The sequence below is a fragment of the Agromyces marinus genome (genome assembly GCF_021442325.1).
GTDB lineage: Bacteria > Actinomycetota > Actinomycetes > Actinomycetales > Microbacteriaceae > Agromyces > Agromyces marinus.
Window position 1 is genome coordinate 1,651,130 of the sequence record NZ_CP087879.1, and the last position, 23,337, is coordinate 1,674,466.

22 protein-coding genes and 1 tRNA gene are annotated in these 23,337 nt (G+C 71.5%); 7 read left to right on the forward strand and 16 right to left on the reverse strand.

Annotated elements, in window-relative coordinates:
- Positions 1 to 34: 34 nt before the first annotated feature.
- From DSM26151_RS07735 to DSM26151_RS07760, 6 genes are all read right to left on the reverse strand, one after another.
- Positions 35 to 110, reverse strand: a tRNA-Ala gene (locus tag DSM26151_RS07735).
- A 79-nt stretch (positions 111 to 189) separates the two neighbouring features.
- The gene (gene rsfS / locus DSM26151_RS07740; protein WP_234659008.1) at positions 190 to 603 is read right to left on the reverse strand and encodes a ribosome silencing factor; all 414 of its coding nucleotides are present in this window, start codon (positions 601 to 603) and stop codon (positions 190 to 192) included.
- A 49-nt stretch (positions 604 to 652) separates the two neighbouring features.
- Positions 653 to 1,360, reverse strand: coding sequence for a hypothetical protein (locus tag DSM26151_RS07745; protein WP_234659009.1), 708 nt, complete (start codon positions 1,358 to 1,360; stop codon positions 653 to 655).
- 575 nt (positions 1,361 to 1,935) lie between these two features.
- On the reverse strand, positions 1,936 to 2,535 hold the full coding sequence (nadD, locus tag DSM26151_RS07750) for a nicotinate-nucleotide adenylyltransferase (RefSeq protein ID WP_407650923.1): 600 nt from the start codon (positions 2,533 to 2,535) through the stop codon (positions 1,936 to 1,938).
- A gap of 19 nt (positions 2,536 to 2,554) precedes the next feature.
- Complete coding sequence (locus DSM26151_RS07755; RefSeq protein ID WP_234659010.1) at positions 2,555 to 2,776, reverse strand: hypothetical protein; 222 nt, start codon at positions 2,774 to 2,776, stop codon at positions 2,555 to 2,557.
- A 66-nt stretch (positions 2,777 to 2,842) separates the two neighbouring features.
- Positions 2,843 to 4,123, reverse strand: coding sequence for a glutamate-5-semialdehyde dehydrogenase (locus DSM26151_RS07760; RefSeq protein ID WP_234659011.1), 1,281 nt, complete (start codon positions 4,121 to 4,123; stop codon positions 2,843 to 2,845).
- Positions 4,124 to 4,230: 107 nt separating this feature from the next.
- On the opposite strand from DSM26151_RS07760, the gene DSM26151_RS07765 reads away from it, so the two are divergent.
- From DSM26151_RS07765 to DSM26151_RS07780, 4 genes are all read left to right on the forward strand, one after another.
- Positions 4,231 to 5,493: a sensor histidine kinase gene (locus DSM26151_RS07765; protein ID WP_234659012.1), complete on the forward strand. Its 1,263-nt coding sequence runs from the start codon at positions 4,231 to 4,233 to the stop codon at positions 5,491 to 5,493.
- Positions 5,490 to 6,263 (forward strand): response regulator, encoded by a 774-nt coding sequence (locus DSM26151_RS07770; protein WP_234659013.1) that lies wholly within the window; start codon positions 5,490 to 5,492, stop codon positions 6,261 to 6,263. The genes DSM26151_RS07765 and DSM26151_RS07770 overlap by 4 nt, the downstream gene beginning before the upstream one ends.
- 99 nt (positions 6,264 to 6,362) lie before the next feature.
- On the forward strand, positions 6,363 to 7,247 hold the full coding sequence (locus DSM26151_RS07775; RefSeq protein ID WP_234659014.1) for an ABC transporter ATP-binding protein: 885 nt from the start codon (positions 6,363 to 6,365) through the stop codon (positions 7,245 to 7,247).
- Positions 7,244 to 8,383, forward strand: coding sequence for an ABC transporter permease (locus DSM26151_RS07780; RefSeq protein ID WP_234659015.1), 1,140 nt, complete (start codon positions 7,244 to 7,246; stop codon positions 8,381 to 8,383). Before DSM26151_RS07775 ends, DSM26151_RS07780 begins: the two co-directional genes overlap by 4 nt.
- A gap of 39 nt (positions 8,384 to 8,422) precedes the next feature.
- Here the strand turns inward: DSM26151_RS07780 and proB are convergent, their stop codons facing one another.
- The 4 genes from proB to rplU form a co-directional block, all read right to left on the reverse strand.
- The gene (proB, locus tag DSM26151_RS07785; protein WP_234659016.1) at positions 8,423 to 9,208 is read right to left on the reverse strand and encodes a glutamate 5-kinase; all 786 of its coding nucleotides are present in this window, start codon (positions 9,206 to 9,208) and stop codon (positions 8,423 to 8,425) included.
- Entirely contained in the window at positions 9,205 to 10,749 is a 1,545-nt protein-coding gene (gene obgE / locus DSM26151_RS07790; protein WP_234659017.1) for a GTPase ObgE, read from the reverse strand. The genes proB and obgE overlap by 4 nt, the downstream gene beginning before the upstream one ends.
- Before the next feature lie 71 nt (positions 10,750 to 10,820).
- Entirely contained in the window at positions 10,821 to 11,078 is a 258-nt protein-coding gene (gene rpmA / locus DSM26151_RS07795; RefSeq protein WP_234659018.1) for a 50S ribosomal protein L27, read from the reverse strand.
- 21 nt (positions 11,079 to 11,099) lie between these two features.
- Positions 11,100 to 11,408 (reverse strand): 50S ribosomal protein L21, encoded by a 309-nt coding sequence (gene rplU / locus DSM26151_RS07800; RefSeq protein WP_136706928.1) that lies wholly within the window; start codon positions 11,406 to 11,408, stop codon positions 11,100 to 11,102.
- A 240-nt stretch (positions 11,409 to 11,648) separates the two neighbouring features.
- Between rplU and DSM26151_RS07805 the strand changes: the two genes are divergently transcribed.
- The gene (locus tag DSM26151_RS07805; protein ID WP_234659019.1) at positions 11,649 to 11,927 is read left to right on the forward strand and encodes a DUF4031 domain-containing protein; all 279 of its coding nucleotides are present in this window, start codon (positions 11,649 to 11,651) and stop codon (positions 11,925 to 11,927) included.
- Here the strand turns inward: DSM26151_RS07805 and DSM26151_RS07810 are convergent.
- Positions 11,916 to 14,660, reverse strand: coding sequence for an Rne/Rng family ribonuclease (locus DSM26151_RS07810; RefSeq protein ID WP_234659020.1), 2,745 nt, complete (start codon positions 14,658 to 14,660; stop codon positions 11,916 to 11,918). The two genes, DSM26151_RS07805 and DSM26151_RS07810, sit on opposite strands and share 12 nt — an antisense overlap.
- Positions 14,661 to 14,932: 272 nt before the next feature.
- Here DSM26151_RS07810 and DSM26151_RS07815 point away from each other — a divergent pair, with 272 nt between their 5' ends.
- Positions 14,933 to 15,559: a vitamin K epoxide reductase family protein gene (locus DSM26151_RS07815; RefSeq protein ID WP_234659021.1), complete on the forward strand. Its 627-nt coding sequence runs from the start codon at positions 14,933 to 14,935 to the stop codon at positions 15,557 to 15,559.
- A gap of 63 nt (positions 15,560 to 15,622) precedes the next feature.
- Here DSM26151_RS07815 and ndk read toward each other — a convergent pair whose 3' ends face one another.
- From ndk to DSM26151_RS07840, 5 genes are all read right to left on the reverse strand, one after another.
- Positions 15,623 to 16,045, reverse strand: coding sequence for a nucleoside-diphosphate kinase (gene ndk / locus DSM26151_RS07820; RefSeq protein ID WP_234659022.1), 423 nt, complete (start codon positions 16,043 to 16,045; stop codon positions 15,623 to 15,625).
- Positions 16,042 to 16,518 carry a DUF4233 domain-containing protein gene (locus DSM26151_RS07825; RefSeq protein WP_234659023.1) on the reverse strand — a complete coding sequence of 159 codons (477 nt, stop codon included), beginning with the start codon at positions 16,516 to 16,518 and terminating at the stop codon, positions 16,042 to 16,044. The genes ndk and DSM26151_RS07825 overlap by 4 nt, the downstream gene beginning before the upstream one ends.
- Positions 16,515 to 17,888: a bifunctional folylpolyglutamate synthase/dihydrofolate synthase gene (locus DSM26151_RS07830; RefSeq protein ID WP_234659024.1), complete on the reverse strand. Its 1,374-nt coding sequence runs from the start codon at positions 17,886 to 17,888 to the stop codon at positions 16,515 to 16,517. The genes DSM26151_RS07825 and DSM26151_RS07830 overlap by 4 nt, the downstream gene beginning before the upstream one ends.
- Complete coding sequence (ileS, locus tag DSM26151_RS07835) at positions 17,885 to 21,226, reverse strand: isoleucine--tRNA ligase (protein ID WP_234659025.1); 3,342 nt, start codon at positions 21,224 to 21,226, stop codon at positions 17,885 to 17,887. Before ileS ends, DSM26151_RS07830 begins: the two co-directional genes overlap by 4 nt.
- A gap of 297 nt (positions 21,227 to 21,523) precedes the next feature.
- Positions 21,524 to 21,874 carry a GntR family transcriptional regulator gene (locus DSM26151_RS07840; RefSeq protein WP_234659026.1) on the reverse strand — a complete coding sequence of 117 codons (351 nt, stop codon included), beginning with the start codon at positions 21,872 to 21,874 and terminating at the stop codon, positions 21,524 to 21,526.
- Positions 21,875 to 21,965: 91 nt separating this feature from the next.
- On the opposite strand from DSM26151_RS07840, the gene DSM26151_RS07845 reads away from it, so the two are divergent.
- Positions 21,966 to 23,306, forward strand: a complete 1,341-nt coding sequence (locus DSM26151_RS07845; protein WP_234659027.1) for an MFS transporter — start codon at positions 21,966 to 21,968, stop codon at positions 23,304 to 23,306.
- Positions 23,307 to 23,337 lie beyond the last annotated feature (31 nt).

A 23,337-nucleotide genomic window follows, 5' to 3' on the forward strand; every position in this document is an offset into this window, starting at 1 on the left:
GAACCCCTGAGAATCATCGATTCATCAGGGGTTTTGGTGGATCTGAGGGGACTCGAACCCCTGACCCCCTGCATGCCATGCAGGTGCGCTACCAGCTGCGCCACAGACCCATTCGGTGTGATCTGCCCCCTTCGGGGCAACGAGATCAGCTTACAACAGCCCGCTGGCCGAAGCGAAATCGAGGTGAACTCACCGGTCCGAGGGCAGTCCGGCACTGCCTGTGGCGCTCGACCCGTCGCGCTCGACTAGGGGCGCCACCGGAATCGCGGGGCAATCCCGCCAAAGGCGCTCCAAGCCGTAGTACATGCGCTCCTCGGTGTGGAACACGTGCACCACGAGGTCGCCGAAGTCGAGGAGCGCCCACCGGCCACCGTCGCGGCCCTCTCGACGCAGGACTTCCTGGCCCTCCTCCCGGACGGCCTCTACGACCGCGTCGGCGATCGCGACCACGTTCCGTTCGGCCGAACCGCTCACGAGCAGGAACACGTCGGCGAACGGGAGCGGCTCGGACACGTCGATCGCGACGAGGTCCTCTCCGGCCTTCGCGTCGGCCGCGCGTGCGGCGACGGCCAGCAGACGTCGTGCGTTCTCGGATGCGGTCATGGCCTCGACTTCCCGGAGGTACGCCTGAACGCCCCTCGCATCTCCACGTTCAGAACAGTCCCGCCATCGCGCCCACGATGAGCGTCGCGACGACGCCGAGCGCCAGCACGCCCGCGGTGACCGCGAGGACGAGCGGCACGTTCATGCCCTCCTTCGACGGCGGCGCCATCATCGCCTTGCTCGGCTGTTGCGTGCTGATCGCACGCGTCGCGGAGACCGGCGCCACGCCGGGGCCCGCGACATCCTCGACCGATGAGTCGAACAGCCGATCCACGTCGCTCGAGTCGATCTGGCTCGGGTGCACGCCGGTCGCCCCGTAGCTTCGCGGCAACTCGATCGAGCCTGTGCTGATGATTTCGCCGGTCCCGGGGAAGGACTGCCCGAGGGCACCGTGATCCGGAAGGGCGGGCAGGATCAACGCGTTGGTCGTCGTCGGCACACCGCGGGGCGAACCGCCTCGGGAGAGCAATTGGTCGTACGGCTCGGACCGGTCGTCGGGCAGGTCGAGCTGCGTCGTCCAGTGGCCGACGGGCTTGGATGCCGCCACCGGCTCATCGAGCCCGGCGTCGACCGTCGTGTGCGGCGCGGCAGCGCGGACGGGCGCCGACTGGTGCGGCGCACGCGGTTGAGGCGTCGAAGGTGGCCGCGATGCGTCGGGCCGACCCGGCCGGCCGGCCGCCGAGTCCGGCACGCCCGCTCGGGTGTCGGCATCGGCACCGCCGGCCTCGAGGCCGTCGCCGGCGTGTGCTTCGAGCATCGCGCGCAGCTCACGGCGCGTCAGGGTCCGCTCGGGAGTGGTCTGAGGTGCGGGCGCGCTGCGCGGCGGGCCCTGGGGTGGACGCGCGGGGGCCATCGGCTGGGCCGGACGCGGGGCGACCTGCTGCGGGGGCTGAGGGCGCGACGCCCCCGGAGCTCCGCCGGGGTGAGGGGGCGCGCCGGCAGGGCGCTGCTGCGGGTGCCCGGCCGCCGGTGCGGGGCGGCCGCCGACCGGCGCGCTGCGGGGCGGCGAAGGACGCACGTCCGGTGCTCCGGGCTGCTGCCCCCATTCCTGGGGACGCGGCGCCTGCGGCGCGCCGCCGGGTGCCGGGCGCGCACCCTGGACCGGATGCGCCGGTCGTGCGCCCGCGGCGCGCGGATCCGGCGCGGGGGGTGCCTGCGGCATCCGCTGCTGCTGCGGAACTGCGGGAGGACGCTGCGGGCCGGGGCCGGGGCCGGCGGGCGGCGCCTGGCCGCCCTGCCCGGGTGCCGCCGAACCGGCCGCACGCTCCTGCTCACGGAGTCGCTCGCGCTCGCGCAGCTCACGACGCGTGAGCTGCGGTTCGTTCGACGACGTCATTCGACACTCCGATACAGGTGGTGCTTGGAGATGTGCTGCACGACCCCATCAGGCACCAAGTACCACACCGGTGATCCCCGGTGCACGCGATCCCGGCAATCCGTCGATGAGATCGCGAGCGCCGGGACCTCCAGCAAGCTTACGTCCTGCTCGGGAAGACCCGAAACGGACAGCACATGTCCCGGACGACTCACAGCGACGAAGTGGGCGAGCGCCCAGAGCTCCTCGACGTCCTTCCACGAGAGGATCTGCGCGATCGCGTCGGCCCCGGAGATGAAGAAGAGGTCCGCATCCGGGCGCTCCCGACGGATGTCGCGGAGCGTGTCGATCGTGTACGTCGGCTTGCGCCGATCGATGTCGACCCGGCTCACCGTGAACCTCGGATTCGACGCCGTCGCGATCACGGTCATCAGGTATCGATGCTCGGCGGGCGTCACGACGTCTTTGTAGTACGGCGTCCCCGTCGGCACGAAGACGACCTCGTCGAGGTCGAACTCGTTCGCGACCTCGCTCGCCGCGACGAGGTGCCCGTGGTGGATGGGATCGAACGTGCCGCCCATCACGCCCAACCGGGGGCGTCGCGATTCCGAAGCCATGATCGGATCGGTCGTCGGGTCAGTGACCGCCGTGCTCGCCCCCGGCGTGACGGGCCGCGTACGCCTCGGCCTTCGCGCGGTGCCGGTTCGCGACGTCGCGGTACGAGAAGGTCACGAAGCCGAGCACCGCGAAGACGCCCAGGGTGATGACGCCGAACCAGATCGGGTCGAACGCGAGTTCCCTCGCATGCACGGTCTCGGTCAGGACCAGGCTCGTCTGCACTGCGGTCGCGAGGCTCATCGGCCGTTCCTCCAGGTTGTTTCGGTGACGCTCAGGACAGTGTATCGGTCGGGCGGAGCCGGGGCGTCAGGCACGCACGTGGCCCGCGCCGCGCACGATCCACTTCGTGCTCGTGAGCTCCGGCAGGCCCATCGGGCCGCGCGCGTGCAGCTTCTGCGTCGAGATGCCGACCTCCGCGCCGAAGCCGAACTCCGCGCCGTCGGTGAAACGCGTCGACGCGTTGACCATGACCGCGGCGGCATCCACCTCGGCGAGGAACCGCTCCGCGTTGGCGAGGTCGTTGGTCACGATGGATTCGGTGTGCTTCGTCGAGTAGCGCCGGATGTGCACGAGCGCGTCGTCGAACGAGTCGACGACGGCGACGTTCAGGTCGAGGCTCATGTGCTCGATCCCCCAGTCCTCCTCGGTCGTCGGAAGCGCGGTCGGGTGCAGCGCCCGGACCCGCTCGTCGCCGTGGAGGGTCACCCCGGATGCCTCGAGCCTCGCGAGCACCGGCGGGAGCAACCGATCCGCGGCCTCGGCGTGCACGAGCAGGGTCTCGAGCGCGTTGCAGACGCTCGGCCGCTGGACCTTCGCGTTGTGCGCGATCTCGACCGCCCAGTCCTCTCGCGCACTCGCATCGAGGAACAGGTGCACCACTCCCGCGCCGGTCTCGATCACGGGCACCGTGGCCTCGTCGACGACCGCCCGGATGAGCGCGGCGCTGCCGCGCGGGATCAGGACGTCCACGTGATCGCGGGCCCGCATGAGGTGGCGCGCGCCGTCGCGGCCGAAGTCGTCGACCGTCTGCACGGCGTCGCCCGGGAGGCCGGTGCTCCCGATCGCCTCGCGCAGCACGTCGACGAGCACCGCGTTGGTGTGCTCGGCCGCGGTGCCGCCGCGCAGCGCGACCGCGTTGCCGCTCTTCAGCGCGAGCGCCGCGATGTCGACCGTCACGTTCGGACGCGCCTCGTAGATGGCGCCGACCACGCCGAGGGGCACGCGAACCTGCTCGATGCGCACCCCGTTCGGCAGGGTCCGTCCGCTCACCGTTCCGCCGACCGGGTCGTCGAGCTGCACGACGTCGAGCACGGCATCGGCGATCGCGTCGATCCGGGCGGCGTCCAGCTTCAAGCGGTCGAGAAGGCCGGTGCCCAGGCCCGAGACGCGGCCGGCCTCGAGGTCGAGCGCGTTCGCCGCGACGATCTCACCGGTACGCGCGCGCAGCAGGCGGGCGATGGCCGCGAGCGCGGCGTCCTTCTCGGCCGTCGTCGCACGCGCGAGACGCCGCGAGGCCTCCTTCGCGGCGGCCAGGCGCGCGTCGAGCACCTCGGAGAGATCGGCGGGAGCGGTGCGGACGTCGGTCATGGATCCAGCCTACCGAGGCGGTGCAGGGCGGATGCCGCGTGTGACGAGGGTTCGGCATCCCCCGCTGGGTGGATGCCGGGCCGGCCGCAGCGCCCTACCGTGGAGGGATGTCCGAAACCTCCGCAGCCTCCCAGCGGCGGCCCGCGGTGACGCGCGGCGAGCTGCTCGCCGACGCCTGGCTCGCCGCGGGGCTGCTCGTCGCGGCGCTGCTCAGCGCGGCCCTCGGCGCGATCGCCGGAGTCTACGACGACGAGTCGCCCGCGCTCGCGTGGTCGATGCTCTACGCCGCGGGAGTCACGCTGCCGCTCGCGGTGCGCCGCCGATCCCCGGAATGGGTGGCGGTCACCGTCGCCGTCGTGTACTTCGCGGGCGTGACCGCGCGCATCCCCGACATGTACGTCGGCAGCATCGCGGTGTTCATCGGGCTGTACACCGTCGGCGCCTGGGTGAGCCGGCGGCACCGGGCGATGCTCGTGCGGGTCGGCATCATCCTCGGGATGTTCGCCTGGCTCACCGTCACGACCTTCCAGGCTGCGATCGACCCCGACCTCGAAGGCGTCTCCCGCGAGGGCGCGTTCTCCCCGTTCGTCGCCCTCATGCTCATGCAGTTCCTCTTCAACATCGCCTACTTCGGCGGCGCCTACTACCTCGGCGATCGCGCCTACGCCGCGGCACTCGAACGCTCGGCCCTCGAGCAGCGCACCGCCGAACTCGAGCGCGAACGCGAACTGACCGCTGCGCAGGCCGTCGCGCTCGATCGGGTGCGGATCGCGCGCGAGCTGCACGACGTGGTGGCACACCACGTCTCGGCGATGGGAGTCCAGGCCGGGGCCGCACGCGCGGTCCTGGACCGCGACCCCGACTCCGCACGATCCGCACTGCACGCGGTCGAATCCGAGGCGCGCACCGCGCTCGCCGAACTCCGCAACCTGCTCGAGACGCTCCGCACTCCCGGCGGCGACACGGGCGAGGCCTCGACCCTGACGCTCGACGGGCTCGGCGACCTCGCAGCACACGCCCGCACCAACGGACTTCCGACCACGCTCCACGTGTTCGGGGAGCCCGTGCCCGTGCCCGAGACCGTTCAGGTGAACCTCTATCGGATCGCCCAGGAGGCGCTCACCAACGCACGACGTCACGGCGGCCCCGATGCGGCCGCCGACGTCCGCCTCCGATACGGCGATGACGAGATCGAACTCGAGATCTCCAACGCCGGGCGCGTGACCCCGTCGGTCCGTCCGGGTCTCGGGCTCGTCGGCATGCGCGAACGCGCCATCGCGTCCGGCGGCTCCCTCGAGGCCGGTCCACGCGCACGGGGCGGCTACCTGGTCCGCGCCCGCGTCCCCGTCGCATCGGAGGTCCTCGCATGACGCCGCTCGGCACACCCGGGTCCACGCATTCGAACAGAGCCGACCGCCCCGACATCCGCGTCCTGCTCGTCGACGACCACGCCGTCATGCGCGCCGGGTTCCGGATGATCCTCGAGTCCGCCGACGGAGTCACGGTGGCCGGCGAGGCAGCCACCGGAGCGGAGGCGATCGCAGCGGCATCCGCTCTGCACCCCGACGTGATCTGCATGGACGTGCAGATGCCGGGCATGGACGGCATCGAGGCGACCCGCCGGATCGTGTCCGACCCCTCCCTCGACCCGGCGGTGGTCATCGTGACGACCTTCGACCGGGACGACTACCTGTTCGAAGCGCTCTCCGCCGGCGCCACCGGCTTCCTGCTGAAGAACGCCGGACCCGAGGAACTGGTCAACGCGGTTCGGGTGGCCGCCGCGGGCGACGCCCTGCTCGCACCGGAGGTCACCAGGCGGGTGATCGAGCGGTTCGCCGCGACCGCCGCGCCCGGCCCGGGGCCGGGCGAGCCCGCCTCCGCGCCCGGACGCGCCCCGGCGGCGGACGCGCCCCCCGGCCCGCGCGAGGTGAAGCCGACCCCGGTGCATCCCGAGTTGACCGAGCGCGAGAGCGAGGTGCTGCGGCTGGTCGCGCAAGCGCTCAGCAACGCCGAGATCGCCCGCCGGCTCTTCATCGGCGAGGCGACCGTCAAGACGCACGTGTCGAACATCCTGCAGAAGCTCGGCGCACGCGACCGCGTCGCCGCCGTCGTGTACGCGCATCGGCACGGACTGGCCTGAGCCGCCGGGATCACCGTCGCTCCCCCGGCGGGCGGACACCGCCCGATACCCCCCTCAGGGCGGATGCCGCGGCCGCGCGGCATCCGTAGCGTTGCCCGCATGCTGCAACTCGACTCGATCACCAAGACGTACGGGGACCGCCGCGCACTCGACGAGGTCACCTTCGACGTCCGGCCCGGACGCCTGACGGGCTTCGTCGGCGGCAACGGCGCCGGGAAGACCACGACGATGCGCATCATCCTCGGCGTGCTCGCCAGGGACTCCGGGACGGTCGTGCTCGACGGCGCCGAGCCGACGTCCGCCGACCGCCGCCTCTTCGGGTACATGCCCGAGGAACGCGGGCTCTACCCGAAGATGAACGTGCTCGACCACATCGTCTACCTGGCGCGCCTCCACGGGTTCTCCAAAGCGGATGCCACGGCCCGGGCCCGCACCCTGCTCGACCAGCTCGGACTCGGCGAGCGGCTCGGCGACCGGGTCGAGACGCTGTCGCTCGGCAATCAGCAGCGCGCGCAGATCGCCGCAGCACTCGTGCACGACCCGCAGGTGCTGATCCTCGACGAACCCTTCTCGGGGTTGGACCCGATCGCCGTCGAGGTGGTCGCGGGGGTCCTGCAGCAGCGGGCGGCGAGCGGAGTGTCCGTGCTGTTCTCCTCGCACCAGCTCGACGTCGTCGAACGGCTCTGCGACGACCTCGTCATCATCGCGGGCGGCCGGATCCGCGCGGCCGGGTCCCGCCCCGCCCTCCAGGCCCAGTACACGGGCCGCCGCTACGAACTGGTCTCGGCGAGCGATGCGGGCTGGCTGCGCGCCGAACCGGGCGTCGACGTCGTCGAGTTCGACGGCGGCTACGCCGTGTTCGACGTCGACGACGACCCGACCGCGCAGCGCGTACTCCGCCGTGCCGTCGAACTGGGCGATGTCGCGAGCTTCGCCCCGCAGCATCCATCGCTCGCACAGATCTTCACGGAGGTCATCCGATGAACGCCGTCTCGACCGGACCCGCACCCGCTCGCACGGTCCGCTCCGGCCCGACTCCCCCGTCGACCGCGCAGAGCGTCTGGCTCGTCGCAGAGCGCGAGATCGAGTCGAAGCTGCGCAGCAAGAGCTTCGTGGTCTCGACCGTGATCCTCTTCCTCGGCGCGCTCGCGCTCGTCATCTGGGGCGGCGTGAGCGCCGAGGACGAGTCGTTCGGCGCCCCGTCCGTCGCGGTCGCGGCAGACGCGGCCGACCTCGTCCCGGCGGTCCCGGGCGTCGAGCCCGAATCGGCGGCCGATGCGGCCGCAGCCGAGGAGCTCGTCCGCACCGGCGCGGTCGACGCCGCGATCATCGTGGACGGGTCCTCACCCACGGGCTTCGCGGTGCTCGCGAAGTCGGACGTGTCGAGCCGGCTGCTCGTCGAGCTCTCGGCGTCGCCGACCGTGGTGCTGCTCGATCCCGACGGGGCCGACGACGACCTGCGCATGCTCATCGCCCTCGGCTTCGGGATCGTGTTCCTCATGGCCGCGTCGCTCTTCGGCGGCACGATCGCGCAGAGCGTCGTCGAGGAGAAGCAGACACGGGTCGTCGAACTGCTCATCTCGGCGATCCCGGTCCGGGCGCTCCTGGCCGGCAAGGTCGTGGGCAACACCGTCCTCGCGATGGGTCAGATACTGGTGCTCGCCTCGATCGCGGTCGTCGGGCTCGCGGCGACCGGCCAGACCGGCCTCCTTCAGGGCCTCGGATCGCCGATCGCGTGGTTCGCGGTGTTCTTCCTGTTCGGGTTCGTCCTGCTCGCAGCGCTGTTCGCCGCGGCCGCCGCGATGGTCTCGCGCCAGGAGGACATCGGTGCGACCACGACGCCGCTGACGATGCTGGTCATGGCGCCGTACTTCCTCGTGATCTTCTTCAACGACGACCCGATCGTGCTGGGCGTGATGTCGTACGTTCCGTTCTCGGCGCCGGTCGGGATGCCGATGCGGATGTTCCTCGGCGAGGCGCAGTGGTGGGAGCCGCTGATCTCGCTCGCGATCCTCATCGCGACCTGCGTCGCGGCGATCCTCGTCGGAGCACGGATCTACGAGAACTCGCTGCTGCGGATGGGTGCGCGCGTGCGGCTCCGCGAGGCGCTCGGCGGCTGAAGCCGCGACGGCGCGGCGGCGCGCCGCCGCTCGGGCGGCTCAGCGGGCGGCCGGCTGGAACCAGGTTCCGACCGGTTCGCCCGCGAGCGCCTCGGCCACGAGCGACGTGGCGGTCACGAGCACGCCGGTGCCGGATGCCGCGGCGATCCGTGCAGCGGAGACCTTGGTCTCGGCGCCGCCCGTGCCGACGCCCGCGCGGCCGATCGAGCCGATCTCGACCCCGGCCAGTTCGTCGCCGAACGGCACGTGCCCGATCCGTTCGGCACCCTCGAGGTGCGGCGGCTTCGTGTAGAGCGCGTCGACGTCGGAGAGGAGCACGAGCAGGTCGGCGTCCGTGAGCTCGGCGACCATCGCCGCGAGGCGGTCGTTGTCGCCGAACCGGATCTCGTGGGTCGCGACCGTGTCGTTCTCGTTCACGATGGGCAGGATGCGCAGGCCCAGGAGTCGCTCCATCGCACGCTGGGCGTTCAGGCGGTGGGTGTCGTTCTCGAGGTCGCCCGCGGTCAGGAGCACCTGCCCTGCGACGATGCCGAAACGCCGGAGCGATTCCTGGTAGCGGTAGATCAGGATGTTCTGGCCGACGGATGCCGCCGCCTGCTGCGTCGCGAGGTCGTCGGGTCGCGCGTCGAGCCGGAGGTAGGGCATGCCGGTCGCGATCGCGCCGGAGGAGACGAGGACGACCTCGGCGCCGCGAGCGTGCGCGCCGGCGAGGGCGTCGACGAGCGGGGCGATCTGGCCGACGTTCTCACCCGAGATGGACGAGGAGCCGACCTTGACGACGATCCGGCGCGCCGAGGCGACACCTGCCCGGGTCAACCCGGTCATGCCCGATCCTCGTCCTCGCCCTTGCCTTCGGTCTCGTCCTCGCCGCCGCCAGTCCAGATCCCGGCTTCGCGTTCGCGTTCGAGCTCGGCCCGCGCCTCGGCCTTGGCGTCCATGCGGTCGTGGTAGTCGCTGCGCCGCTCGGCACGCGTCGCCCGGCGGCGCTCGTCGAGGCGATCGTCGAGACCGCGGGGCGACGAGATCAGCTCGGCCGTCGAGGTGAGCGTCGGTTCCCAGTCGAAGACGACGCCGGCGCCCGGCCCGATGACGACGGTCGACCCCGCGACGGCTCCCGCGCGCACGAGCTGGTCCTCGACGCCGAGGCGCGCGAGCCGGTCGGCGAGGTAGCCGACGGCCTCGTCGTTCTGGAAGTCGGTCTGCGCGACCCAGCGCTCCGGCTTGGCGCCGAGCACGCGGTAGATGGTGCCGTAGCTGCCGCCCTCGGGGCGGACGGTGAAGTCGGCGCCCCTCGCGGCCTTGGGCCGCAGCACGATCCGCGGTGCGGCGGGGGCGACGGCCGCCTCGGCGCGGGCCCGGTCGACGACCTCGCCGAGCGCGAATCCGAGCGAGCGCAGACCCTCGTGGCTGACGGTCGAGATCTCGAACACGCGGTAGCCGCGCGACTCGAGCTCGGGCCGGACGAACTCGGCCAGCTCGCGCGCTTCGGGCACGTCGACCTTGTTCAGGGCGACGAGCTGGGGTCGCTCGAGCAGCGGCGTCTGGCCCTCGGGCACCTCGTAGGCGCGGAGCTCGGCGAGGATCACCTCGAGGTCGCTGATCGGGTCGCGGCCGGGTTCGAGCGTCGCGCAGTCGAGCACGTGCAGCAGCGCCGAGCAGCGCTCGACGTGACGGAGGAACTCCAGGCCGAGGCCCTTGCCCTCGCTGGCGCCCTCGATGAGGCCGGGGACGTCGGCGACGGTGTACCGGTGGTCGCCGGACTGGACGACGCCGAGGTTCGGGTGCAGCGTGGTGAACGGGTAGTCGGCGATCTTGGGTCGGGCGGCCGACATCGCGGCGATGAGGCTCGACTTGCCCGCCGAGGGGAAGCCGACGAGCGCCACGTCGGCGATCGTCTTGATCTCGAGGGAGACCTCGCCCTCGAAGCCCGGCGTGCCGAGCAGTGCGAAGCCGGGGGCCTTCCGCTTCGGCGAGGACAGTGCCGCATTGCCCAGTCCGCCGTGACCGCCCTCGGCGACGACGAACCGCATGCCCGGCTCGGTGAGGTCGGCCAGTTCCGTGCCGTCCTCGTCCTTCACGACGGTCCCGACGGGCACCGGCAGCTCGAGCACCGCGCCCGCGGCGCCCGAACGGTTGTCGCCCTGGCCGGGCTGGCCGTTCTCGGAGGTGCGGTGCGGTCGCCCGTGGTAGGACAGCAGCGTGGTGACCTGCGGGTCTGCGACGAGGACGATGTCGCCGCCGTCGCCGCCGTTGCCGCCGTCCGGCCCCGCGAGCGGCTTGAACTTCTCGCGCCGGACCGACACGCAGCCGTGGCCGCCGTGGCCAGCACGGACGAACAGCCGCACCTGGTCGACGAAACTCACCATCGCCGCATCACTCCTTCTTGGAAAACACGTGAGGGCGAGCCGAAGCCCGCCCTCACGAAACCGATCGATGCTTACGCGTCGACCGTGACGATGTTCACGACCTTGCGGCCGCCCTTGTTGCCGAACTCGACCGCGCCCGCCTCGAGGGCGAACAGCGTGTCGTCGCCGCCACGACCCACACCCGCACCGGGGTGGAAGTGCGTGCCGCGCTGGCGGACGAGGATCTCGCCCGCCGAGACGACCTGGCCACCGAAGCGCTTCACGCCGAGGCGCTTCGCGTTCGAGTCACGACCGTTGCGAGTGGAGCTCGCACCCTTCTTGTGTGCCATTCTGCCTGTCTCCTCTGGCCGTTACTTGATGCCGGTGACCTTGACGCGCGTGAGCTCCTGACGGTGGCCCTGGCGCTTCTTGTAGCCGGTCTTGTTCTTGAACTTCTGGATCACGATCTTCGGACCGCGCAGGTCGTTCAGGACCTCGGCCGTGACCGTGACCTTGGCGAGCGACTTCGCGTCGGAGGTGATCTTGTCGCCGTCCACGAGGAGGACGGGCGTGAGCTGGACGTTGCCGTCCTTGTCGGCCTTGATCCGATCCATCGTGACGATGGTGCCGACCTCGACCTTCTCCTGCCGGCCACCGGCGCGCACTACTGCGTAAACCACTTCTCGTACCTATCTCCGGGGAGCCTCGCGGCTCCGTCAACTTGATGGGATGTCACTGCGCGGAAGACCCCAGCGGGAGAGAGGGTCGTCACTGCCAGAAAACTGTGCGTGCCGTCCGGGATAAGCGGTGGCACCAACGGTCGAGTTTACCGGATGCCCAGAACTCGGTCAAACGCGCGGCGCCCGCGTGTCGGCCGGCGCCGAACGGATGCCGCCGCGGCGTCGACGTACACTCGGCGCATGGCCGTCCTCATCGACCCGCCGCTGTGGCCAAGGCACGGCACCGTGTGGTCGCACCTGGTCAGCGACACCTCGATCGAGGAGCTCGTCGCGTTCGCCGACCGGGAGGGCATCCCCCGGCGCGGCTTCGACCTCGACCACTACGACGTGCCCGCCGAACGCTACGACGAACTCGTCGCGGCCGGCGCCCAACCCGTCCCGGCGCGCGACCTCGTCCGACGCCTCGCGGCGAGCGGTCTGCGGGTCACGCCCCGGGAGCGGCGACGCCTACGAGGCTGAGTCCGAGCCGTCCTCGTCGGGACGGGTGATGACCGGGGGTTCGCCGGCCGGGCTGAGCGCCGCCGTCGACACGCGACGGCTCCGCGAACGCGAGCGCCCCTCGCCGGGGGCCTTCGGCGCGGGGAGCGCGTCGAGCACCGAGCCGAGCAGCGCCTCGGGGTCCTCCTGCACGCGCACCCGGGACTCCGGACGTGCCGGCGGCTCGGGGAGCTCGATGAGCGGAGCCTGCGTCGGCGACTCGCCCCGGGCCGGGGCGGTCGTGGAGGCCTCGGTCGCGGCGGACGGCTCGGCGGACGTCGCCGGCTCGGGCTGGGCACCGCGCTCGCCTTCGGCGTTCGCCGAGGATCCGGACCCCCGTGACGCACGGCGACGACCGCGACGCCCCGACCGGGGCTGGTCGCCGTCGCGACGCGGAGCTGCGGCATCCGCCGCCTGCCCCTCGCCCGCTGCGCCGGCCGCGGCCTCGGCAGCGCCCTCGGCACCGGCCTCGGCCGCAGGGCGCGCCTCGGTGTGCGAGACCGTCGACGCCGCGATCTGGGCGAGGGCGTTCTTGACGTCCTCGGTGATCGCGTGCGTGCCCTGGTGCGCCTTGTCGGTCGCCGGCTGCTGCGGCTGGCCGCCGCCGTTGCCGCCACCACCGCGATTGCGTCGGCGCTCGACCTGCTGCTGGGGTGCGCGGTGCTTCGCGACGGGCTCGTGGTGCACGATGATGCCGCGACCCGCGCAGACCTCGCACGGCTCGCTGAACGTCTCGAGCAGCCCGAGGCCGAGCTTCTTCCGGGTCATCTGCACGAGGCCGAGCGAGGTGACCTCGGCCACCTGGTGCTTCGTGCGGTCACGGGAGAGGCACTCGACCAGACGCCGCAGGACGAGGTCGCGGTTGGACTCCAGCACCATGTCGATGAAGTCGACGACGATGATGCCGCCGATGTCGCGCAGACGCAGCTGGCGCACGATCTCTTCCGCCGCCTCGAGGTTGTTCTTGGTGACGGTCTCCTCCAGGTTGCCGCCGGATCCGACGAACTTGCCCGTGTTGACGTCGACGACGGTCATCGCCTCGGTGCGATCGATGATGAGCGAACCGCCCGACGGCAGCCAGACCTTGCGCTCGAGGGCCTTGTCGATCTGCTCGGTGATCCGGAACTCGTCGAACGCGTCGCGCTCGCCCGCGTACGCCTCGACGCGCTCGAGGAGGTCGGGCGCGACCTGGCCGAGGTACTTCTCGATCGTGCGGCGCGCGTCGTCGCCGGCGATGATCATCTTCTGGAAGTCCTCGTTGAAGACGTCGCGGACGATCTTGATGAGCAGGTCGGGCTCGGAGTGCAGCAGGGCGGGCGCCTGGACCTTCTCGACGGTCTCCGAGATGTCCTTCCACTGGGAGATGAGGCGGGTGACGTCGCGCGTGAGCTGCTCCTCGGTGGCGCCCTCGGCCGCGGTCCGGACGATGACGCCCTGGTTCTCGGGGAGCACCTCCTTCAGGATCTTCTTCAGCCGCGCGCGCTCGGTGTCGGGGAGCTTGCGGCTGATGCCGTTCATCGACCCGTTCGGCACGTACACGAGGTATCGCCCCGGGAGCGAGATCTGGCTCGTCAGGCGCGCGCCCTTGTGGCCGACCGGATCCTTCGTGACCTGCACCAGCACGCGGTCGCCGGGCTTCAGCGCCAGCTCGATGCGACGCGGCTGGTTCTTCTCGCCGTTCTCGGCCGCCGCCTCCCAGTCGACCTCGCCCGAGTAGAGCACCGCGTTGCGGCCGCGGCCGATGTCGACGAACGCGGCCTCCATCGACGGCAGCACGTTCTGCACGCGACCGAGGTAGACGTTGCCGATGAGCGACGCGTCCTGGTTGCGGGCGACGTAGTGCTCGACGAGCACGTCGTCTTCCAGCACGCCGATCTGGATGCGGCCGCCCTTCTGGCGGACGACCATCTGCCGGTCGACCGACTCGCGGCGGGCGAGGAACTCGGCCTCGGTGATCACCGCACGACGACGGCCGGCGTCGCGACCGTCGCGACGGCGCTGCTTCTTGGCCTCGAGCCGGGTCGAGCCCTTGACCTTCTGCGGCTCGGTGATGAGCTCGGGTTCACGGGGCTTGCGGACCTTGACCACGGTGTTCGCCGGGTCGTCGCCCTGCGAGCGCGACTCCTCGCCGCTGCGGCGACGGGACCGGCGACGCACGCTCGACGCGTCGCGCTCGTCCTGTTCGCGATCGGACCGGTCGCGATCGGACCGGTCGCGGTCGGACCGGTCGCCCGACCGCTCGCCGCGTTCGGATCGCTCCGGCCGGTCGGGCTGCTCGAACACCGGCGGCGCGTGGAAGATCAACGACGTCGTCGAGAGGGCCGACGGGATCGGCGAGGCCGTCGCGGTGGGCTCGGCCGCGTCGGCCTGCCCGCCTTCCGAGGGCTCGGAGCCGGCCTGCGGCTCGGCGCCCTCCTCGGGCGGCGATGCGAGAGCGGATGCCGCTTCGCCGGCCTGCTCGGATGTGCTGCCCGCACCGGCGGCATCGACCGCCGCCGCAGTCGTCGGCGCCGTCACCTCCGCATCGACGGGACGTTCCCCGGTCGACGACACGTTCGGCGCGGCATCCGTCACGTCAGGGGTCTCTGGGGCGGCCTGCTCCACCTGGGGCACGACCTGTGCTCGGCGCGTCCTGCGTGCGCCGAAGAGCCCGCCTCGACGGCGGGGGGCCTCTGCATCGGGTGCGTTCGGCGGTGTTCCGTTCTCTTCCACCATCTCTGGTGCACTCCTACACCGGGATCGGCGGCCGCGCCACCATCCCCGTACTCCTCGGAGTGGCCCTGCGCGTCTCGCGCCTGACCACCAATCCTTCTCCACTGCGCCCGGCGGGTGCCGGTGACGCCAAATCTCGCGGTTCCCCCGCGGGTGGGATGCGGTGCATCCTCGAAGCCTTCGTCGGCGTCGCACCGGGCGCGGCCCGGGCGACTGCCTTCGATTATCGCACGGTCTCCGCGCCTGCCGGTGACCCGCCGTGCCAGAATCGGGACATGCCCGACTCCCCTCGCGCGGCGCGCCCCGTCGCGTTCGCCGTGTTCCTCGTCGTCGCGGGCGGCCTGGGCCTGCTCGCCGCGTTCGAACTGTCGGTCGAGAAGGTGCTCACACTGGCCGATCCCGCGCACGTGCCGAACTGCAACGTCGGCGTGCTGGTCGGATGCAGCACGAACCTCGCATCGTGGCAGGGCAGCGTCTTCGGATTCCCGAACCCGTTCGTCGGGCTGATGGCCTGGCCGGTCGTCATCACCATCGGGGTGGCCCTGCTCGCCGGTGCACGATTCCCGCGCTGGTTCTGGATCGGGCTGAACGCGGGAGTCCTCGGCGCGATCGTGTTCGTCGGCTGGCTGATCTTCCAGAGCATCTACGTGCTCGACGTGCTCTGCCCCTGGTGCATGATGACCTGGGCCGTCACGATCCCGACGTTCTTCGCCGTCACCTTCCGCAACCTCCGCGAGGGCGTGTACGGCGCGAACCCCGGAGCGCGACGAGTCGGCACGATCGGCATGGACTGGATCATCGTGGTGAGCGCCGTCGCCTACGCGATCGTCATCGTGCTGGCCCAGGCCCAGATGAACGCGATCCCCCGAGTCCTGATCGATCTCCGGAACCTGGTCGGCTGACCGCCGGGTCGAGCAGCCGCGGCGCGGCTGCTCGACCGACGGGAAGCCCGCGCGCCGTCTCGTTCAGGCGAACCAGAGGGCGAGCTCTCGCTCGGCCGATTCCACGGAGTCGGAGCCGTGCACGAGGTTCTGCTGGACCTTCAGCCCCCAGTCGCGCCCGAAGTCGCCGCGGATCGTGCCGGGCAGCGCGGTCGTCGGGTCGGTCGCACCCGCGAGCACGCGGAAGCCCTCGATCACCCGGTTGCCCGCGACGCGCATGGCGACCACGGGGCCCGACTCCATGAACTCGAGCAGCGGCTCGTAGAAGGGCTTGCCCTCGTGCTCGGCGTAGTGCTCCGCGAGCAGGTCGCGGCTCGGCTGCAGCATGCGGATGTCGACGAGGGAGTACCCCTTCGCCTCGATGCGCCTCAGGATCTCGCCGCTGAGGTTGCGTGCGACCCCGTCGGGCTTGACGAGGACGAGGGTCTCTTCGATGGCGGTGGTCATGCGGATTCCTTTCCAGGTTCGGTCGGGCCGGCGGCAGCCGCCCGGTCACGGTCGATTCGGCCGCCGACGATCATGCAGTACGCCCACATTCCGCCGAACAGCGCCGCGACGACGAACATCGCGGGATTGAGCAGGCCCGAGGCGAGGAGCAGCACCTGCACGGCCCAGCCCAGCACGAACGCCCACTCGAAGCGCAGCAGCGGAATGGTGACGATGAGCGCCAGGATCACCACGCCGCCCGCGGCGAGGGGCGCCCATGTCGGCAGGCCGAACACCGTGCCGTCCTCGCGCGAGAGCCCCCAGATGACGAGGGCGGCGAGGAAGACGACGATGATCTCGAAGGTGAGCACGATCGAACCGAGGCTCTCGCGCGTGGAGCGCGGTCGGCGGTGCCGGCTCACGGGCGCGGCATCCGCTTCGGCTTCGCGGGCGTCGCCCGCATCGGGGCCGTCGGGCATCGGCGCGTCGGTCATCGTTCGGTCCACTCCCGGTCGGTCGCGATCGCGAGCGCGTCGGCGACGAGCGTGATCGACCCCGTGACGACGACCCCGCGTCGGTCAGCCCGCGACGCCCACTCCCGCGCGTCGTCGAGCGCGTCGTCGAGCCGGGATGCGATGTCGACGCGGTCGGCTCCGACGACGGCGGCGACCCGGGGCGCGAGCTGGTCCGCCTCGATCGCGCGGTCCGACTCGGACCGGGTGACCAGGAACCGGGCGCCCGTGGGCTCGAGGGCCCGGACGATGCCCTCGACGTCCTTGTCGGCGAGGACGCCGAGCACGACCACGAGTTCGTCGAAGTCGAACACCTCGCCGAGCGCCTGCGCGAGCGCGCCGGCGCCGTGCGGGTTGTGCGCCGCATCGACCAGCACGGTCGGGTCGGTCGAGACCAGCTGCAGGCGGCCGGGCGAGCTGACCGCGGCGAATCCCGACTCGAGGACGTCGTCGGCCAGCCGCACCTGCCGCCCGAGGAATGCCTCGACCGCGGCGATGGCGACGGCCGCGTTCTCGGCCTGATGGCGCCCGTGCAGCGGCACGGGGAGGTCGCGGTACTCCCCCGCGAGTCCGCGGACCGACACGAGCTGGCCGCCGACGGCGACGCGCGAGTCGAGCACGGCGAACGCGCCGCCCTCGACGGCTAGGCTCGCCTCGTTGCGCTCGGCGGCCTCGCTCAGCACGGTCAGCGCGGCCGGGTCCTGGAAGGCGGTCACGACTTCGGCGCCGGGCTTGATGATGCCCGACTTCGTCCGGGCGATCTCGGCGACCGTGCGCCCCAGGCGCTGCTCGTGATCGATCGCGATGGGGGTGATCACCGCGACCTGGCCGTCGGCGACGTTCGTCGAGTCCCACTCGCCGCCCATGCCGACCTCGAGGACGACGACGTCGACGGGCGCGTCGGCGAACGCCGCGAACGCGAGCACCGTGAGCGCCTCGAAGTACGTGAGCGCCTCCTCGTCGGCGCTGCGCAGCTCGTCGTCGACGATGGACACGACGGGTGCGATCTCCTCCCAGATCCGGGCGACGGCCTCGTCGGCGATCGGCTCGCCGTCGATGCGGATCCGCTCGGTGAACCGCACGAGGTGCGGGCTCGTGAGCAGTCCCGTGCGGAGCCCCTGTGCGCGGAGGATCGACTCGATCATCCGGCTCGTCGAGGTCTTGCCGTTGGTTCCGGTGAGGTGGATGACGGGTGCCGCGCGATGCGGGTCGCCGAGCAGTTCCACGGCCCGCCGGGTCGCGTCGAGCCGCGGCTGCGGCGCCGACTCGCCGACGCGCGCGAGCAGGTCGGCGTACACGGCGTCGGCCGCGTCGCGCTCCTCCGGGGTCGAGTCGGGGATCACGTCGGTCATCGTGCCTCCTCCGCGAGTTTCGCGACGGAGACGAGGAGCTTCGACCCGTCGCCGACCTTGTGGGCGCCGTCGCCGTCGACCTCGCCGACCGTCACCAGCAGCTCGGGCGCGAGCGTCTCGCGGCCGATGAGGTCGCGGTGCGCCTCGGCGGCCGCTGCGCCGGCGGCGTCGAGCGTGAGGTCGAGGCGGATGCGATCGCCGACCTCCAGCCCGGCCGCCTTGCGCGACTCCTGCACGGCGCGCACGATGTCTCGCGCGAGGCCCTCGGCCTCGAGTTCGGGGGTCGTGCGCACGTCGAGGATCGCGAATCCGCCGTCGGCGAGGAGGCCGAGCGCACTGCCGCCCTCGGCGCCGCCGCTCGCCTCGAGCACGAGGTCGTACTCGCCCGGCTCGAGCGCGATGCCGCCGGCCACGACCGTCTCGCCGTCGAGCGACCAGTCGCCGCCGCGCGCGGCCTGGATGGCCTGCTGCACCTGCTTGCCGAGTCGCGGCCCGGCGGCGCGGGCGTTGACCGTGAGTCGCTTGGTCACGCCGTAGGACGCGGCGCTCGAGTCGTCGAGCTCGACCAGGTCGACGCGCTTGACGTTGAGCTCGTCGCGCAGGATCGCCTCGAACGGCGCGAGGCTCGCGGCATCCGTCGTGACGACCGTGAGCGACGCGAGCGGCAGGCGCACGCGGCGACCCGCCTGCTTGCGGAGCGCGAGCACCGCCCCGGTCACCTCGCGCACGGCGTCCATCGCGGCGACGAGCTCGGGATCGGCCGGGAACTCGTCGGCGACCGGCCAGTCGGCCAGGTGCACGCTCCGACCGCCGGTGAGTCCGCGCCAGACCTTCTCGGTCACGAGCGGCAGCATCGGGGCGGCCAGGCGCGTGAGGGTCTCGAGCACCGTGTACAGCGTGTCGAACGCCTCGGTGCCGGTCGAGGACGCGCCCGAACCGCCTTCGCCCACGCCCTGCCAGAACCGGTCGCGCGAGCGGCGCACGTACCAGTTCGTGAGCACGTCGCCGAAGTCGCGGAGCTTCTGCGACGCGAGCGTCGTGTCGAAGTCCTCGTAGTCGTCCGTGACGGCCTCGACGAGGTCGCGGAGCTTGGCCAGCAGGTACCGGTCGAGCACGTCGGTCGACGCGGTCGAGCGGGATGCCTCGTAGCCGCCCTCGCGTGCCGTGTTCGCGTACAGCGAGAAGAAGTACCAGGTGCTCCAGAGCGGCAGCATGAGCTGGCGCACGCCCTCGCGGATGCCCTCCTCGGTCACCACGAGGTTGCCGCCGCGCAGCACCGGGCTCGACATGAGGAACCAGCGCATCGCGTCGGAGCCGTCGCGCTCGAACACCTCGGAGACGTCCGGGTAGTTGCGCAGCGACTTCGACATCTTCTGCCCGTCGCTGCCGAGCACGATGCCGTGGCTCACGACGTTCTCGAACGCCGGCCGGTCGAAGAGCGCGGTCGCGAGCACGTGCATGACGTAGAACCAGCCGCGGGTCTGCCCGATGTACTCGACGATGAAGTCGGCCGGGTTGTGGGTGTCGAACCAGTCCTGGTTCTCGAACGGGTAGTGCACCTGCGCGAACGGCATCGACCCGGAGTCGAACCAGACGTCGAACACGTCGCTGATCCGGCGCATGGTCGACTTCCCGGTCGGGTCGTCGGGGTTCGGCCGGGTGAGCTCGTCGATGTACGGGCGGTGCAGGTCGGGCTCGCCCTCGGGGTTGGTCGGCACGCGGCCGAAGTCGCGCTCGAGCTCTTCGAAGGAGCCGTACACGTCGACGCGCGGGTACTCGGGGTCGTCGCTCTTCCACACCGGGATCGGCGAGCCGAAGTAGCGGTTGCGGCTGATCGACCAGTCCCGGGCGTTGCCGACCCACTTGCCGAACTGCCCGTACTTGACGTTCTCCGGCACCCAGGTGATGTCGTCGTTGAGCTCGCTCATGCGGTCCCGGAACTCGGGAACGCGCACGAACCAGCTCGAGACCGCCTTGTAGATGAGCGGGTTCCGGCAGCGCCAGCAGTGCGGGTACGAGTGCTCGTAGCTCGCCTGGCGGAGCAGGCGCCCCTCGGCCTTCAGCAGCTGCGTGAGCGGCTTGTTCGCGTCGGACCACAGCAACCCCGCGACATCCGTCACCTCGGGGAGGAATCGGCCGGAGTCGTCGACCGAGATCACGACAGGGATGCCGTTCGCCTCGCCGATCCGCTGGTCCTCCTCGCCGTAGGCGGGCGCCTGGTGGACGATGCCCGTGCCGTCCTCGGTAGTGACGTAGTCGGCGACGAGCACGCGCCAGGCCCGCTCGAGGCCGTACTTCTCGACGTCGGCGTAGTAGTCGAAGAGGCGGTCGTACGTCACGCCGTCGAGCTCTGCGCCCTGCACCGTTCGCGAGACCGCGGCCCGCGCCTCGTCGGCCGATTCGTAGCCGAGCTCCTTGGCGTAGTCGCCCACGAGGTCGAGCGCGAGCAGGTACTCGGCGCCGAGCACCTCGGTGTCGTCGGTGCCGCCGGGTGCGTGCTCGCGGAGCACCGTGGCATCCGGCGTGCCGTTCGGACCGGCGGGCACGACCGCGTAGGTGATCTCGGGGCCGACCGCGAGCGCGAAGTTCGTCGGCAGGGTCCAGGGCGTGGTCGTCCAGGCGAGTGCCCGCACCGCGGTGAGGCCGAGCGCCTCGGCCTTCGCGCCGGTCAAGGGGAAGGTGACCGTGACGGTCTGGTCCTGACGCGGCTTGTAGACGTCGTCGTCCATGCGGAGCTCGTGGTTCGACAGCGGCGTCTGGTCGCGCCAGCAGTAGGGCAGCACGCGGTGGCCCTCGTACGCGAGGCCCTTCTCGTGCAGGGTCTTGAACGCCCAGAGCACCGACTCCATGAACGTCGCGTCGAGCGTCTTGTAGTCGTTCTCGAAGTCGACCCAGCGCGCCTGCCTCGTGACGTAGTCCTGCCACTCCTCGGTGTAGCGGAGCACGGCGTCGCGCGCGGCGCGGTTGAACGCCGCAATGCCCATCTCCTCGATCTGCACCTTGTCGGTGATGCCGAGCTGGCGCTCGGCCTCGAGCTCGGCGGGCAGGCCGTGCGTGTCCCAGCCGAACCGGCGGTGCACCTGCTTGCCGCGCATCGTCTGGAACCGCGGGAAGACGTCCTTCGCGTAGCCGGTGAGGAGGTGCCCGTAGTGCGGCAGGCCGTTCGCGAACGGCGGGCCGTCGTAGAACACCCACTCCTCGGCGCCCTCGCGCTGGTCGATCGACGCCTGGAACGTGCCGTCGGCCTTCCAGTGCGCGAGCATCTCCTGCTCGATCGCCGGGAAGGACGGCGACGGCGTGACGGACTGCTGCTCGGGGTCCTGGCCCTTGGGGTACAACGCTCGCTCCTGCTGGATCTCGCCGGTTCACGAGGACGGCCGGCTCGTCGAGCCCCACCGCGGTACCACCCCGCTTGCCCCGGCGATGCCGGAACCTCTCGTTCGTCAGCTGTGACGGGCTGGACCCGTTCGGTTCTAGTGACGGGCGGATGCCGGGGCACCCGTTCCGCGTTCTTCCGAAGACTCCCCGGTGATGGCCGGTTCGATGTCGTTGCCGTCAATGCTACCGCGCGGTCCGGCCGCGGCGCGCGCCCGCCGCGGCCACCCGCGGCGCCGCGGTCGGCGCACCCCGCCGTGCTACCGCCACGCCTCGCGGACGAGCGCGAGCAGCGCCTCGCGATCGACGCCGTTCAGCCGGGCCTCGTCGACGAGGTCGTGGATGGCGCCGGCGAGCGCCGTGTGGTGGCCGAGCCGCTTCGCGACCGTCGCGCCCCGGCCCGGGTGCAGTTCGATGAACCCCTCGTCGCGGAGCAGTCGGTACGCGCGGAGGGCGGTGTTGACGTTCACCCCGAGCTGATCGGCGAGCCGGCGGGCGGGCGGCAGGCGCTCGCCGAACCCGATCCGCCCGTCGACGACCGCGGCGCGCACGGCGTCGGCGAGACGTTCGAAGATCGGGCCCGGTGCGGTGGGGTCGAGACGGATGCGCACCCGCATCAGGGTAGCAGTTGCGATAGATCTGCTAGTTCAATCGTCGGAACTCGCTTGTCGCGGCATCCGCCCGCTGTCAGGATGTCTCCCCGTGACCACCGAAGCCCCATCCCCCGCTTCCCTGCCCCCCGCCTCGTCGCCGGTCCGGCGCGTCGCCTGGGCGTCGATGATCGGCACCTCGCTCGAGTCATTCGACTTCTACGTCTTCGCCTACTTCAGCGCGTACTTCATCGGCCCGCTGTTCTTCGACCCGCTCGGGCAGTTCGGCGGCACGCTCGCCGCGTTCGCCACCATCGGCGTCGCCTTCGTGGTCCGCCCGCTCGGCGCCGTGATCTTCGGCCACATGGGCGACCGCCTCGGCCGCCGCGCGACGCTCCTCTGGACGATCGGCATCATGGGCGTCGCGACGGGTCTCATCGGCCTGCTGCCGACCTACGCGCAGGCCGGATGGCTCGGCGCCGTGCTGCTCGTGCTGCTCCGCGTCGCACAGGGCCTGTCGCTCGGCGGCGAATGGGGCGGCTCGATCCTGCTCGCGACCGAGCACTCGAGCCCGGTCAAGCGCGCGTTCTACGCCGCCGTGCCGCAGCTCGGCTCCCCCGTCGGGTCGATCCTCTCCGCGGTCGTCTTCATCGTGATGACCCTCGCGCTGCCCGCCGAGGAACTCGCGGCGTGGGGCTGGCGCATCCCGTTCCTCCTCGCGATCCCGCTGCTCGCGGTCTCGCTCTACCTGCGCCTCACGATCGACGAGACGCCCGTCTTCAAGGCCGTCGTCGCGGAGCAGCGACGCGACCGCGTGCCGTTCGCGACCATGTTCCGTGCGCAGCCCACCGCGCTGGTCATCGCGTTCGGCGCGGCCCTCCTCGGCATCGGCTCGTACTCGCTGATGAACACCTACACGATCAACTACGGCGTCGGGACGCTCGGGTTCAGCTTCCAGGACCTGCTCGTGGCGACCACGATCGGAGGGCTGCTGCAGCTGATCACGATCCCCCTGTTCGGCTGGTGGGCGACGCGCATCGGCTCGGCGAGGGTCGTCGCGTACGGCGCACTCGGCACGCTGCTCATCACCTTCCCGATGTACTGGCTGCTGCAGTTCTCGAGCTTCCCGGTGCTCGTCGGCACGATGATCGTGGGCGGCATCCTGCCGACCATGTCGTGGGCGGCGCTCGGCGGACTCATGAACGACCTGTTCGCCGACCACTACCGCTACTCGGCACTCTCGGTCGCCTACGCGGTGGCGGCTGCCGTCAGCGGCTTCATCCCGCTCGTCACCGCGCTCATCGGCGAGGCGACCGCCTACGTGTGGTGGCACCCCGGCGTCGTGCTCGCGCTGCTGTCGGCGATCACGCTCGCCGCCGCCTGGGCGGCGGCACGCATGCGACCTGCGCCGATCTCCGAGGACGGCCGCGAGGTCGAGCCGGCGCGCGTCTGAGCACGAGCGGATGCCGCGGCTCGCGCCGTGG

Coding starts and splice junctions, on each gene's coding strand:
- rsfS (WP_234659008.1), bottom strand. CDS start 603: ATGACCGCATCCGAGAACGCACGACGTCTGCTGGCCGTCGCCGCACGC.
- DSM26151_RS07745 (WP_234659009.1), bottom strand. CDS start 1,360: ATGCTCGAAGCACACGCCGGCGACGGCCTCGAGGCCGGCGGTGCCGAT.
- nadD (WP_407650923.1), bottom strand. CDS start 2,535: ATGGCTTCGGAATCGCGACGCCCCCGGTTGGGCGTGATGGGCGGCACG.
- DSM26151_RS07755 (WP_234659010.1), bottom strand. CDS start 2,776: ATGAGCCTCGCGACCGCAGTGCAGACGAGCCTGGTCCTGACCGAGACC.
- DSM26151_RS07760 (WP_234659011.1), bottom strand. CDS start 4,123: ATGACCGACGTCCGCACCGCTCCCGCCGATCTCTCCGAGGTGCTCGAC.
- DSM26151_RS07765 (WP_234659012.1), top strand. CDS start 4,231: ATGTCCGAAACCTCCGCAGCCTCCCAGCGGCGGCCCGCGGTGACGCGC.
- DSM26151_RS07770 (WP_234659013.1), top strand. CDS start 5,490: ATGACGCCGCTCGGCACACCCGGGTCCACGCATTCGAACAGAGCCGAC.
- DSM26151_RS07775 (WP_234659014.1), top strand. CDS start 6,363: ATGCTGCAACTCGACTCGATCACCAAGACGTACGGGGACCGCCGCGCA.
- DSM26151_RS07780 (WP_234659015.1), top strand. CDS start 7,244: ATGAACGCCGTCTCGACCGGACCCGCACCCGCTCGCACGGTCCGCTCC.
- proB (WP_234659016.1), bottom strand. CDS start 9,208: ATGACCGGGTTGACCCGGGCAGGTGTCGCCTCGGCGCGCCGGATCGTC.
- obgE (WP_234659017.1), bottom strand. CDS start 10,749: ATGGTGAGTTTCGTCGACCAGGTGCGGCTGTTCGTCCGTGCTGGCCAC.
- rpmA (WP_234659018.1), bottom strand. CDS start 11,078: ATGGCACACAAGAAGGGTGCGAGCTCCACTCGCAACGGTCGTGACTCG.
- DSM26151_RS07805 (WP_234659019.1), top strand. CDS start 11,649: ATGGCCGTCCTCATCGACCCGCCGCTGTGGCCAAGGCACGGCACCGTG.
- DSM26151_RS07810 (WP_234659020.1), bottom strand. CDS start 14,660: ATGGTGGAAGAGAACGGAACACCGCCGAACGCACCCGATGCAGAGGCC.
- DSM26151_RS07815 (WP_234659021.1), top strand. CDS start 14,933: ATGCCCGACTCCCCTCGCGCGGCGCGCCCCGTCGCGTTCGCCGTGTTC.
- ndk (WP_234659022.1), bottom strand. CDS start 16,045: ATGACCACCGCCATCGAAGAGACCCTCGTCCTCGTCAAGCCCGACGGG.
- DSM26151_RS07825 (WP_234659023.1), bottom strand. CDS start 16,518: ATGACCGACGCGCCGATGCCCGACGGCCCCGATGCGGGCGACGCCCGC.
- DSM26151_RS07830 (WP_234659024.1), bottom strand. CDS start 17,888: ATGACCGACGTGATCCCCGACTCGACCCCGGAGGAGCGCGACGCGGCC.